Origin of the sequence: Selenomonas sputigena ATCC 35185 (genome assembly GCF_000208405.1) — a bacterium.
GTDB classification, from domain to species: domain Bacteria; phylum Bacillota; class Negativicutes; order Selenomonadales; family Selenomonadaceae; genus Selenomonas; species Selenomonas sputigena.
Map to the genome: position 1 here is coordinate 1,003,214 of NC_015437.1, position 12,620 is coordinate 1,015,833.

Consider the following 12,620-nt stretch of genomic DNA (forward strand, 5'->3'; position numbering starts at 1 on the left):
CGATGTAAGAAATATGGGCTGGTGAAAAAGTTTTGCAGTTGAAACGCCTCGAAGCCTACGGCTTCAAATCGTTTGCCGATAAAATCGAGATCGAGTTCCATGCGGGCGTTACGGCGATTGTCGGGCCGAACGGCAGCGGCAAGAGCAACGTTACAGATGCGGTGCGCTGGGTGCTCGGCGAGCAGAATGTGCGCGCCCTGCGCGGTTCGAAGGCCGAGGACATCATCTTTACGGGCAGTGCGACGCGGCGTGCCATGGGCGTTGCAGAGGTCTCCCTCTTCTTTGAAAATGAAGGGGATATGCCCGTTGATTACCGCGAAGTCGTCGTGACGCGTCGTCTTTTCCGCTCGGGCGAGAGCGAGTTCTTCATCAATAAGTCGCGCTGTCGCCTGAAGGATATCAGCAACCTTTTCGCCGATACGGGACTCGGGCGCGATGGCATGAGCGTCATTGGTCAGAACCGCATCGATGAGATCCTGAACAGCAAGCCTGAGGAGCGTCGCCTTTATTTTGAAGAAACGGCGGGCATCACGAAGTACCGAAACCGCAAGCGCGAGTCGATGCGGAAGCTTGAAGACATGCAGGGGAATCTCGTGCGCGTCAGCGACATCATGCAGGAGATCGAAGGGCAGCTCGAACCTCTTGCCGAGAGCGCAGAGAAGACGCGCCGCCACGATGATCTGCAGACGGTTTACAGGCGCTGCGCCTTGACGGAACTTTTCCAGCGTGAGGGTCAGCTCAAGAAGGAGCGTGCAGACAGCGCGGGCAAGATCGAGGCGATGCGCGATGAGGCTCTGGCTGCCGAGACGCAGGTGCGCTTGCTGGATGTGAAGAAGGAAGAACTCGATCAGGCGATCCTCGTTCTGGAAGAAAAACTGCAGGAGCAGGCGGAGAAGAACAACGCGCTGAGGACGCAGATCGAGCAGGCAAACAGCGAAATCGCCATCTTGGAGGAGCGAGCACATCAGCATGACGCCTTGAAGGCGCGTCTTCTCCAACAGCGTGCGGATTTTGAGAGCACTGCCGGAGAAGCTGCTGCTGAGAAGCAGCGGCTCTTTGCTGTCGAAAAGGAGCTTCTTGAAAAACATGCGGCGATCGATGCCGCCATAGCGAAGGATCGCGGCTCGCTCAAGGCTCTGGGCGAGAAGCTGCGCGAGGTCAAGGAGAAGCATCGCACGCTCGCGGACAAGAAGGATGCAGCGCAGCGCGACATGCTCGCGCGGGAAAATGAGCTTCTGCTCATTGAGCATGAGTTGGAACGGTATTCGACGAGCGGCACGGAACGTGCCGATGAGCTGGAAAGAGCGACAGCGGCAGTTGACGCTCTGACGACTGAAGCGAAGGCAATCGGCGAAGAGCGACGCAGGCTCGAAGAAGAGCGCAGGACGCTCGAAGAAGAACGCACGAAGAAGACGCAAGAGAAGGAGCATTTGGACGAGAAGCTCCGCACGCTGCTTCATGCGGAGAATCGTACGAAAGAAGAGCTGCACGCAGATGAGAACAAGCTCAAGTTCCTGCGCAACATGCAGGCGTCGTACGAAGGCTTCGCGCGCGCGCCGAAGGCTGTACTGCAGGCGAAAGAACCTTGGCAGAAGGGCGTCGCGGGCGCTGTCGCCGAGCTTGTTTCCGTGCCGCATGAGTACATCCGAGCCGTCGATGTCGCCTTGGGCAGCAGTCTGCAGAACATCGTGACGGAGGATACGGATACGGCGAAGGCCGCCATCGCCTTTCTGAAACGCGCACGTTTGGGACGCGTGACGTTCCTACCGCTTTCGACGCTCGTTGTGCGCCGCTCGCAGGATGAGGCGGCGAAGAGGGAAGTGGGCGCCATAGGCTTTGCCAATGAGCTGGTCGGTGCGGATGCGAAGTACCGGAAAGTCGTGGACTTTCTGCTGGCCCGCACGCTCGTCGTCGATACGCTCGATCACGGCCTTGCCATCGAGAAGAAGATGGGGTGGCGGCTGCGCATCGTGACGCTTGACGGTGAATTGCTTAATCCCGGCGGCTCGCTTTCGGGCGGCGGCAGGCAAGGGCAGGAGACGAGCTTTCTCAATCGCGGCGGTGAGATCGAGCGCTTGGAAAAGAGCGTGCGGGACGCGGAAGAAACGCTTGCTACGCTTTTGAAAGCACGCACGTTTTTTGACAAGGCGGCGAGGGAAATGGCCGAGGCGCTGGAATTTGTTGCCCGCTCTTTGCAGCAAAAGGATGTGTATGCAGCGGAACTGCGCGTCAAGGATGAACGCATCGCCGAGGCGAGAAAAGAGAAGGAAAAGGCGAGAGAGACGCTCAAGAAGCTTGCAGAAGAGGCTGAAATGACCTTTTCCAAGGCGCAGGCGAAGAAGAATGACGCCGTGCAGCAGGCGAAGGCCGCGCGCCGCCTGTACGAGAAGATGGAGCGGGAGACAAAGGAGAGCGAGGAAGAGCTCGACGATCTTGAGCAGGATGCTGATGACCTCAGCAAGTATATTAACGAGCGGGAGCTAAAGCGCGCCGTCCTTGAGCAGGAGAAAATCCGTGCGCGTGAGCAGGCGCTCCTAAAAGAGAAGGAAGAGACGAGAGCGAAGGAGCAGGCGGAAAAAACGCGCGAGGAAGAAATTGCGCTGGATGAAGAACAGAGCAACGGCGGCACGAAGCGCGAGGAAATCGCCGCGCGGGTTGCCGCCTGGCAGGAAAAGCATGCCGAGGGAAAAGCCGCCTACGACAAGCAGTATCAGGAAAAGCTCGAACGTCATGCGGAAAACCAAGAGAATGACAAGGCGGCGAGGGCAGTAGGACAGCGACTCTCAGAGATGCAGGGCAAGCTGCATCAAATGGAAATTGCTGCCGCCGAGGTGCATGTGAAGATTGAGCAGGTGCAGGCGGAGCTTTTGGAGCAGTATGGGCATACATGGGAAACGGCAGCGGAAGAGGCGCTCGATCTGACGGGCACGGAGCTTAAGAAGAAGATGCAGGACATCTCCCGTGCGCTCGCGGAACTCGGCCCCGTCAATCCCAACGCCATACGCGAGCATGAAGAGCTTGTGGAGCGCCATGAGTTCATGGGCAAGCAGGCGGCGGATCTCGAAGCAGCGCGCGAAAATCTCATGGCGATGATTCATGAGATGGACGTGACGATGACGCGCCAGTTCAAGGCGGCGTTCGAAGAGATTCGCGGCTATTTTGCCGACATCTTCGTGCGCCTCTTCGGCGGCGGCAAGGCGGAGCTTTTTCTGACCGATGAGAAGGATGTGCTCCATGCCGGTGTGGAAATCGAGGTGCAGCTGCCGACGAAGAAGCGCCAGAATCTCTCCGTGCTCTCGGGTGGTGAGCGTGCCCTGACGGTCATCGCATTGCTCTTTTCCTTTTTGCGCTACCGTCCCGCGCCGTTTTCCGTGCTCGATGAGATCGATGCGCCACTCGATGAGGCGAATGTCGCTCGTTTCGGCAAGTTCCTTGGCGAATTTGCTGAAAATACGCAGTTCATCGTCGTCACGCACCGAAAAGGGACGATGGAAGCAGCTGATTTCATGTACGGCATCACCATCGAGGATGCGGGCGTGTCGCGCGTTCTTTCCGTGCGCCTCGACGAAGCGATTTGAGGGAGCACGTTGATAAATTGGAGGTATTATGGGATTTTTTGACCGATTGAAAAAGGGGCTTGCCAAGACCCGCGAGACCTTTACGAACAAGATTGAAAAACTCATCATCGGCTATGCGGATATCGATGACGATCTGCTCGATGAGTTGGAGGAAACTCTGATCATGTCCGATGTCGGCGTGAAGACGACGGAAAGACTCATGGCAGATGTGCGAAAGGGCATCAAGAAGAAAGACATCAATACGCCGGAAGATTTGAAGCCCTTCCTCGCTGAGAAGATTTCCGAAATCCTCTCAACAGGTTCGGACGAAACGCGGATCGCTTCCGCAGGGCCTACGGTGCTCCTCGTCATCGGCGTCAACGGCGTCGGCAAGACGACGACGATCGGCAAGCTCGCCGCCTACTATAAGGAGCAAGGCAAGTCCGTCATGCTCGCTGCCGCCGACACCTTCCGCGCTGCCGCCATCGATCAGCTGCAGATTTGGGGCGATCGCACGGGTGTTCCTGTCATTCGCCACGAGGAAGGCTCCGATCCTGCCGCCGTCGCCTTCGATGCGGTCAAGGCGGCGAGGGCGCGCAGCATCGACGTCTTGATCATTGATACGGCGGGGCGTCTGCATACGAAATCGAACCTGATGGAAGAGCTGAAGAAGATCAACCGCGTGATCCAGCGCGAGATTGCTGAGGCGCCGCATGAGACGCTGCTCGTCCTCGATGCGACGACGGGGCAGAATGCGATCAGTCAGGCAGATCTTTTCCAAAAAGCGGCGGCAATCACGGGCATCGTTCTGACGAAGCTCGACGGAACGGCGAAGGGCGGTGTCATCATCGGCCTGAAATCGGAGCTTTCCATGCCGGTGAAATGGATTGGCGTCGGCGAGGGAGTCGACGATCTGCGCCCGTTCATCGCCAAGGATTTCGCGCGCGCCCTCTTCGGGCTGAATGCGGAATGAATCGCTGCAGGATGCAGAAAGCAAACGTATTTTCGGCATGGAAAATGATTTGACATTGCAGGACAACTATAATAAAATTGTACTGCTATAGGTGAAACATATTTAGGAGGACATCGGACAAAAATGAGTGTAAATGAAAAGTTGAGGAATATCGCGATCATCGCCCACGTCGACCATGGAAAGACGACGCTGGTTGACGCCATGCTGCGGCAGAGCCATGTTTTCCGCTCGAACGAGCAGGTGGCAGAGCGCGTCATGGATTCCGGGGATTTGGAGCGCGAGCGCGGTATTACGATTCTTTCCAAGAATACCTCGATCCTCTACAATGACGTGAAGATCAACATCGTCGACACGCCGGGTCATGCGGATTTCGGCGGCGAGGTGCAGCGTGTGCTCAACATGGTGGATGGCGTGCTGCTGCTTGTTGACGCCTTCGAGGGTCCGATGCCTCAGACGAAGTATGTCTTAAGGAAGGCGCTTGAGCAGAAACTTAAGCCCATCGTCGTCATCAACAAGATCGATCGCCCTGATCAGCGTGTCGATGATGTTTATGATGAAGTTCTTGAGCTTTTCATGGAGCTTGATGCGGACGATGAGCAGCTGGACTTCCCTTGCATCTACGCAACGGCGCGCGAAGGTATTGCGAAGTACAACATGGAAGACGAGAGTGACAACCTCGTCCCCTTGCTGGAAACCATCATCAAGGACATTCCTGCCCCTTCGGGTGATGCAGATGGTGCGCTGCAGATGATGGTTACGACGCTCGAAGCCGATGAGTATGTCGGCAAGGTTGCCGTCGGCCGAATCATCCGCGGCGGTGTGAAAACGAACCAGAGTGTTGCTCTCCTGAGCGGCGACCATGAGTCGAAGGCGCGCGTCGGCAAGATCTTTGTCTATCAGGGGTTGAAGCGTGTCGAGGTGCCTGAGGCACAGATGGGCGATATCGTTGCCCTGACGGGTCTTGGCGATGTCAGTATCGGCTATACGGTGGCGGATGCGGAAAATCCCGAAGCTCTGCCGACGATCAATATCGACGAGCCGACGCTTTCCATGACCTTCGGCGTCAATACGAGCCCCTTTGCCGGCAGGGAAGGGCAGTTTGTGACCTCGCGCCATCTGCGCGACCGTCTCTTCAAGGAAGTGGAGACGAATGTCAGCCTGCGCGTTGAGGAGACAGATTCCGCCGATGTCTTCAAGGTGTCGGGACGCGGCGAACTGCATCTTTCCATCCTCATTGAAACGATGCGCCGCGAGGGCTATGAACTTCAAGTCGGCAAGCCCGAGGTTGTCTACAAGACGATCAACGGGCAGAAGTGCGAGCCGATGGAAAACTTGACGATCGAAGTTCCCCAGGAGTATATGGGTGCGGTCATGGAGTCTCTGGGCACGCGCAAGGCGGAGCTTTCCAATATGACGGAGGTTTCGGGCTACATGCGCATGGAGTTCGTCATTCCTGCACGCGGACTCATCGGTTTCCGCTCGGAACTTTTGACGAATACGAAGGGCAACGGCATCATGAACCATGTGTTCTGCGGCTACGTCCCTTTCAAGGGAGACATTCCCGGGCGCACGCGCGGCTCGCTCGTGGCGTTCGAGCAGGGTGAGACGACGGGCTACGGCATCTACACGCTGCAGGATCGCGGCACGATGTTCATTTCGCCGGGTCAGCAGGTCTACGAAGGCATGATCGTCGGCGAAAATTCGCGCGAACTCGACATCGACATCAATCCGTGCAAGAAGAAGAATGTTTCCAACATGCGCACGTCTTCTTCCGATGAGGCAATCCGTCTCGTGCCGCCGCGCATCTTGAGTCTTGAGCAGGCGCTTGAGTACATCAACGAGGACGAACTTGTCGAGGTCACGCCGGAAAATATCCGCTTGCGCAAGGCGATACTCGATCGTACAGCTCGCGGACGTGCGAATAAAAATGCACGAAAGTAACAGTGATGGCAGGACTTTTCGATGGGAGTATCTATCTTATGCGCCCATCGGGAAAACTTTTTCCAGAGACTTAACTTTTTTAGAGGATTTCCGAAAGAAAGAGCGAACATAATAAGCATGATTCATTAAGAGGTTTCCAATCGTTTGTTCGGTTTATTTTGTCGCTATCATGGAATTATTACGCTGGAGGCGGAGTGCGGTGGATTTTTTGAAAAGGGTGACGGACTTCCTCATGCCCGTGGAGGAAGAAGAAGTCGTCAAAACAGAGTCTGCAAGGAAAGAGGAGCAAGAAGAGGAACGTATGACGAGCGCTGACTCTTATGAGGAACGCAAGGTTTCCAACGGTGCATCGATTTCCTATGCGTCGGCAGAGCCGCCGATGTATCCATCCGCATCGGAGCTGCGCCGCCCGCGTCATACGACGGCGGTGCATGCGCCGCGCACGCGCGTGACGGTTCAGCAGGAGCGTCCGAAGCTGACGGTTCATACGACGCAGATTCCTTCGCTCAACGTGAAGATCTATGTGCCGCGCAGTTTCGATCAGGTTCAGGAAATCGCCGATGATTTGAAGGCCGGCAGGGCGGTGCTCGTGAATTATGAGCGCGTCGAGCTTGAGGAGCAGCGTCGTCTCTGCGATTTCATCAATGGTGTGTGCTACATTATGAACGGTGAAGTCAAGCGCGTTTCCACCGCCATGGTGCTCTATGCGCCGGATGGCGTGAACGTCTACGAGGCCGAGCCGATTCCCTTGCAAGATTGAATATGAGATGTCAGGAGGCTTTCCTTGCGGATGCAGGGGATGGATGCTTCCTTGGGCAGGGCAGTCAGGCTTGATTGCCCTGCCTTTTCTATGGAAAGAAGGAGCGATTTATGAAAAAGAGCGATATTTTAGAAAGCGTCATGAAAGAGTTTCGTGCCCTCGCCGCGATTCCTCGCCCCTCGGGACACGAGAAGGCGGTCAGCGACTATCTCCTCGCACATTTGCGCGAAATGGGGCTTGAGGCCGTGCAGGATGAGAGGAACAACATCATCGCTGATCTTGCCGCTGCGCCAGGCAGAGAGCATGCCCCGCGCGTCATTCTCCAAGGACACATGGATATGGTCTGTGTCGCTGCGCCAGGTGTCGCTTATGATCCGCTGCACGACGCCATCCGACTTGTGGAAGGGGGCGATGTCCTGCATGCGGAAGGGACGAGCCTCGGGGCGGATGACGGCATCGGCGTCGCCATCATCCTGCACATCTTGCGCCATGTGAAGGAGAATGGACCCGTGCGCGCAATCTTCACCGTTGACGAAGAACGCGGCATGACGGGGGCCATCCACTTGGAGGAGAAGTATCTGAAGGATGCACAATATCTGATCAACTGCGATTCGGAGAATCTCGATGAGCTTTGTGTCGGCAGTGCGGGCGGGGTCGATCTGACCTTTTCGCGCACGATGAAGTTTGTTGCTGCTGCGAAGGGAAAAGCGTGGCAGATTGCCGTCGAAGGACTAAAAGGCGGGCACTCGGGCGAGGAAATAGGCGAAGGACGCGCCAATGCACTGCGCCTATTATCCTTGGCGCTGGCAGGACTGCAGGAGGCAGGCGTGGATTTCTCACTTGCGACGCTTACGGGCGGCAAGGCGAAGAATGCGATCGCGTCGGAGGCGGAGGCAGTCGTCGTGACGGAGGCGACGGAGGAAGCCCTGCGCGAAGTCTTGCGGCAGGAAGAAGAGAAATTTCGCCGGACGTACAGCGTGACAGAGCCGTCGCTTAAGTTGTCACTTGCAGAAGCGCCGCATACAGAGAAGATTTTCGCGCCAGAGGATGCAGCAAACCTGCTGCGCATCCTGCGCCTTTTCCATACGGGCATCTACCAGATGTCCGCCGTCACACCGGGCATGGTGGAAACTTCTGCGAATCTCGGCGTCGTGCGTATGGAGGGTGCGGACATCGACATCGACTTTTATCCGCGTTCCAGTGTGGAGGGAAAGCTCTTTGAATTTTGCCGCATGGCGAAGGATTTGGCAGAACTTACGGGCTTTGCGCTTCATATCGGCACGATTGCGCCGAGTTGGGACGAAGACAGGGACAATCCGCTCGCGAAACTCATCGCGGAGGTTTTTGAGCAGCGCATGGGCAAGCCGATGAAAGTCGAGACAATTCATGCGGGGCTGGAGTGCGGTTGGTTCTATCGTAAGAATCCGCAGATGAAGTTCGTTTCCGTCGGCGTGACGACGCACGACATTCACAGCCCTAAGGAAAGCCTTGAACTGCCAACCGTAGCGCCGTTGGTAGAAATTCTTTCCCAGACATTGAAAAAACTCGCTGAGCAATAACGCTCGGCGAGTTTCCTCGAATGCTTATTTTTTCTTTGAAGCGGCAATGCCTAAGGAAGCGCTGATAAAATGAGGTCGCCCAGATTTGCACAGATGCGCTGATCTATCGAGGAGACAAACCGCAGGCGTAGCGGTGCTACGTCGAGGATTTGTCGACGACGAGAGGACAGTGCAGATGTGCGAAGATGGGTGGCTGAATTTATCAGCGCTTCCCTAAGGTGAGCATGTTCAGCATGGGGAATCGTTCTCCGATGGAGCGGGTGATTGCAGCCGCCGCGATGGAAAGGACGACAGTTGCGAGATAAAAGGCGATTGCCTTGGGTGCTGTCATGATGATGCCGCGCCCTTCGAGCGCAAGCATCATGTAGCCGATGAAGAAAGGGTGGACAAGGTAGGCGAAGTACGAGTGCCTGCCTAGGAGAGAAAAGAGGGAGTTGAGTATCTGCGGATATCGCTGCTCGGTGAAAATCGTGAAGAAGAAGAGGGACGCAGCCAGGGTGTAGACGATACCGAGCGGACAAAGCTGATGCGCCGTGTTGATGGCGTCCATCTGCGTGTAATTGCGGAAGGAGAGCAGAAAGTAATAATAGCTGAGCAGTCCGATGAGGGACACCGCGAAGAAGAGACAGATGCTCTTTCGCTCGTTGTGCATGAATGCCTTGAACGCGTCGAAATGCACGGCGAGGTAGCCGCCGATGATGAAGATGAAGACGTAGTGGAGCACCCAATAATTGAGGCGATAGAGCAGGAAACTCTTGAGCACGGGATTTTCCATGCCGTAAACCATGGTATTGAAGGGGACATTGAAACTCGAAAAGTAGTTGAAGGCGACCTGAAGTGCAAAGAGGAGCAGAAGCCCTTTGCCGTTGATATGCTTTACTATGGAAATCCAAAGCGGCATGAGGAGGTAGAACCAAATGAGGATTACGAGGAAGTAAAGCTGGTACTTGGCATTGCCGAAGAAAATGATGGACGCGAGCGAGAGCGGCGCTGGAAAGCCGATGCCATAAAGCCAGCCGTCATGCAGGAGGTAGAAGAGAGACCAGACGAGATACGGCAGGACGACGGCACGCGAGCGCTTTTGCAGGAAGCGGCGATAGCTGAAGGGCTTGTCCAAATCCATATTGTAAAAGATGCCGAAAGCGGAAATGAAGAAGAAGATGGGCACGCTGAAGCGTGTGGCAATCTCGAAGAGCGCCGTCAGATGTGCGTTGGATGCGGGATTCATCAAGTATTGTGAGCCGACATGGATGCCGATGACGCCGAGCATGGAAATGCCGCGGATATATTCGATGGCGGCGAGATGTTGTTTTGCCATAGAGAAAGAAACCTCCTGCAGGGATTTTTGTGTGATGTGCTTTTTAGGGGGCGCTGATATAGGGAGCGCTGATATAATGAAGTCTCCCAGATCTGCTGTCCCCAAAGGTTACTATATATTTTTTCTTCCGTCTTGTAAAGGAAACAATGCTTGCGGTTGATTTTTCGCGGCAAACTCATTAGAATATGTAAGAGGCGGATTCTTGCGTATGGGAAAGGTGCATTGGACGACGTGAAAAAGGAGCAGCCCATCGGTGTTTTTGATTCAGGACTCGGCGGCATCAGCGTGCTGCGCGAGCTGGTTTCCCTTTTGCCGAAGGAGGATTTCATTTATTTTGGCGATGCTGCCCATGCGCCTTATGGCGAGCGAACGGAGCGAGAGATTCGCGCCTTGACGACGGCGCAGATCGACCGCATGGCGGCAGAGGGGGTCAAAGCCGTCGTGCTTGCCTGCAATACGGCGACGAGTGCCGCCTGCGCCCCTTTGCGCCGAAGATACAGACAGATACCGATCATCGGCATGGAGCCGGCATTGAAGCCTGCAATCTTGAGCGGTGAAAAGCCGCGCGTCGTCGTCATGGCGACGCATGCGACGCTCAGGCAGAAGAAGTTTGCACGTCTCATGGAGCGATTCAAAGATGCAGGAGAGATCGTCAAGCTGCCGTGTCCTGAGATCGTGGAATTCGTCGAGCGCGGTGAGATTCGTTCGGCAGCGCTGCACGAGTATCTGGAAGAGCGGTTTTTGAGCGTATCACAGAAGCCTATCGACTGCGTCGTCCTTGGCTGCACGCATTTTCCCTTTGTGCGCGATGCGATTCAAGATGTCGTGGGTCAGGCCGTGCAGATTTTTGACGGTGCGGCGGGTACGGCTCGCGAACTCAAGCGTCGCCTGTTGGAAGCCGATGCTCTGCGGGAAAGCGGGCAGAAAGGCGCGATTGAGTGGCTGAGCAGCAGCAGCGATCCGAACTATATCGAGCGTGCAAAGATGCTCTATGAGTTATGAGGGTCAGCTGATTCTTAGGATGTTGTGGAAATTTTTATAGGGGGAATTCACCATGGTGGAAACGAAGATTGAAGTAGGTATGAAGCGCGAAGCTGCAGCAAAAGTGACGGAGGAGAACACCGCCATCGAGATGAAGAGCGGATCTTTGCCCGTATTCGCCACACCTGCGATGACGGCTCTGATGGAGCAGGCGGCGGCGGAACTCGTCGACGAACTTGTACCGTCCGATTGGACTTCGGTGGGCATTTCGCTCAATATCCGTCATAAGGCGGCGACGGCTCTGGGACGCAGTGTGCACGCCGAAGCGGAGGTCAAGAACTTTGATGGACGTCAGGTTACATTTGCCGTCAAGGCCTTTGACGAGGCGGGGGAGATCGGTGAGGGGCTTCATGAACGCGTTCTCGTGAACCGCGAGAAGTTCATGAGCAAAGTGTCGGCGAAATGATGGGAGCGCCTATCGGCGAGAAAACGAATCGGCAGCTTTTCCGCGAAGGCATGCGCGACGGCACTCCGATTGCGCTCGGATACCTCGTCGTGAGCTTTACGCTCGGCATAACGGCGCATAATGCAGGTCTTGATGCTGTTGACGGCTTTGTTGTTAGCTTATTTAATCTGGCTTCGGCTGGAGAGTATGCGGCATTCACCGTCATCGCTGCAGACGCTCCGTATTGGGAGATGGCGGCGATCACGCTCGTGGCGAATGCGCGCTACATGCTTATGAGCTGCGTACTCAGCCAGAAGTTTTCACCTGCGACGCCTTTTTATCACCGCTTAGGAGTAGGCTTCGGCATTACGGATGAGATCTTCGGCATATCGATTTCGCGTCAAGGTTTCCTGCGGCCCGCTTACAATTACGGTGCGATGTCGCTCGCCGTACCCGTTTGGGCTTTGGGGACGTCACTCGGCATTGTGGCGGGCGACATCTTGCCGCCGTCCTTGCTCAGCGCATTGAGCGTGGCGCTCTACGGCATGTTCATCGCCATCATCATTCCACCAGGGAAAGAGAACAAGATTGTTTTGGCGCTTGTATTCATCAGTTTCGTCATGAGCTTCTTGGCGGCGAGCCTGCCTTTTGTTTCGGAGCTTTCCGCATCGTCGCGGACGATCGTTCTTACGGTGCTTCTTTCAAGTGCAGCGGCATGTCTCTTTCCTTTGCGGGAGACGGAGGAAGGGGAAATGATGGATGAAGCATGACGTTTTCCTTTACATCCTCGTCATGACTGCCGTGACACTCGCCATCCGCCTCGTGCCGCTGACGCTTCTGCGCCGCCCGATCAAGAGCCGTTTCCTGCGCTCTTTTCTCTATTATGTGCCTTATGTGACCTTGGCCGTCATGACCTTTCCTGCCATTGTCGACGCTACACAGATGCCGGCAGCAGGCGTGGCGGCTCTTTTGGCCGGCATTTCGCTCGCTTGGGTGGGCGCGAGCCTTTTTCAAGTTTCCGCTGCCTGCTGTGTTGTCGTTTTCCTGTTTGAACTTGTTCTCCTTAAATAAAAAAGAGCCGCACAA

10 protein-coding genes are annotated in these 12,620 nt (G+C 55.7%); 9 read left to right on the top strand and 1 reads right to left on the bottom strand.

Annotated elements, in window-relative coordinates; translation table 11 throughout:
* The first annotated feature begins 32 nt into the window (after positions 1–32).
* The 5 genes from smc to pepD all read left to right on the top strand — a co-directional run bounded on the left by smc (position 33) and on the right by pepD (position 8,790).
* Positions 33–3,578, top strand: a complete 3,546-nt coding sequence (gene smc, locus SELSP_RS04525) for a chromosome segregation protein SMC (RefSeq protein ID WP_006193028.1) — start codon at positions 33–35, stop codon at positions 3,576–3,578.
* A gap of 28 nt (positions 3,579–3,606) precedes the next feature.
* Positions 3,607–4,530: a signal recognition particle-docking protein FtsY gene (gene ftsY / locus SELSP_RS04530; protein WP_006193029.1), complete on the top strand. Its 924-nt coding sequence runs from the start codon at positions 3,607–3,609 to the stop codon at positions 4,528–4,530.
* 123 nt (positions 4,531–4,653) lie between these two features.
* Complete coding sequence (typA, locus tag SELSP_RS04535) at positions 4,654–6,471, top strand: translational GTPase TypA (RefSeq protein WP_006193030.1); 1,818 nt, start codon at positions 4,654–4,656, stop codon at positions 6,469–6,471.
* A 199-nt stretch (positions 6,472–6,670) separates the two neighbouring features.
* Positions 6,671–7,231 carry a cell division protein SepF gene (locus SELSP_RS04540; RefSeq protein WP_013740722.1) on the top strand — a complete coding sequence of 187 codons (561 nt, stop codon included), beginning with the start codon at positions 6,671–6,673 and terminating at the stop codon, positions 7,229–7,231.
* Between the two features lie 110 nt (positions 7,232–7,341).
* Positions 7,342–8,790, top strand: coding sequence for a beta-Ala-His dipeptidase (pepD, locus tag SELSP_RS04545; RefSeq protein ID WP_006193033.1), 1,449 nt, complete (start codon positions 7,342–7,344; stop codon positions 8,788–8,790).
* Between the two features lie 202 nt (positions 8,791–8,992).
* On the opposite strand, the gene SELSP_RS04550 is transcribed toward pepD, so the two are convergent.
* Positions 8,993–10,108 (bottom strand): acyltransferase, encoded by a 1,116-nt coding sequence (locus SELSP_RS04550; protein ID WP_006193034.1) that lies wholly within the window; start codon positions 10,106–10,108, stop codon positions 8,993–8,995.
* 231 nt (positions 10,109–10,339) lie between these two features.
* On the opposite strand from SELSP_RS04550, the gene murI reads away from it, so the two are divergent.
* From murI to SELSP_RS04570, 4 genes are read left to right on the top strand one after another with little or no spacing between them, the layout of a single operon-like run.
* Complete coding sequence (gene murI, locus SELSP_RS04555) at positions 10,340–11,110, top strand: glutamate racemase (protein ID WP_232362375.1); 771 nt, start codon at positions 10,340–10,342, stop codon at positions 11,108–11,110.
* Positions 11,111–11,162: 52 nt separating this feature from the next.
* Complete coding sequence (locus tag SELSP_RS04560) at positions 11,163–11,555, top strand: thioesterase family protein (protein ID WP_006193036.1); 393 nt, start codon at positions 11,163–11,165, stop codon at positions 11,553–11,555.
* The gene (locus tag SELSP_RS04565; protein ID WP_006193037.1) at positions 11,552–12,304 is read left to right on the top strand and encodes an AzlC family ABC transporter permease; all 753 of its coding nucleotides are present in this window, start codon (positions 11,552–11,554) and stop codon (positions 12,302–12,304) included. Before SELSP_RS04560 ends, SELSP_RS04565 begins: the two co-directional genes overlap by 4 nt.
* Entirely contained in the window at positions 12,294–12,605 is a 312-nt protein-coding gene (locus SELSP_RS04570) for an AzlD domain-containing protein (protein ID WP_006193038.1), read from the top strand. The genes SELSP_RS04565 and SELSP_RS04570 overlap by 11 nt, the downstream gene beginning before the upstream one ends.
* The last annotated feature ends 15 nt before the right edge of the window (positions 12,606–12,620 follow it).

Bases quoted from the DNA above. Each gene is read 5' to 3' on its own strand.
- ftsY (WP_006193029.1), top strand. From the start codon at position 3,607: ATGGGATTTTTTGACCGATTGAAAAAGGGGCTTGCCAAGACCCGCGAG.
- typA (WP_006193030.1), top strand. From the start codon at position 4,654: ATGAGTGTAAATGAAAAGTTGAGGAATATCGCGATCATCGCCCACGTC.
- pepD (WP_006193033.1), top strand. From the start codon at position 7,342: ATGAAAAAGAGCGATATTTTAGAAAGCGTCATGAAAGAGTTTCGTGCC.
- SELSP_RS04550 (WP_006193034.1), bottom strand. From the start codon at position 10,108: ATGGCAAAACAACATCTCGCCGCCATCGAATATATCCGCGGCATTTCC.
- SELSP_RS04560 (WP_006193036.1), top strand. From the start codon at position 11,163: ATGGTGGAAACGAAGATTGAAGTAGGTATGAAGCGCGAAGCTGCAGCA.
- SELSP_RS04565 (WP_006193037.1), top strand. From the start codon at position 11,552: ATGATGGGAGCGCCTATCGGCGAGAAAACGAATCGGCAGCTTTTCCGC.
- SELSP_RS04570 (WP_006193038.1), top strand. From the start codon at position 12,294: ATGAAGCATGACGTTTTCCTTTACATCCTCGTCATGACTGCCGTGACA.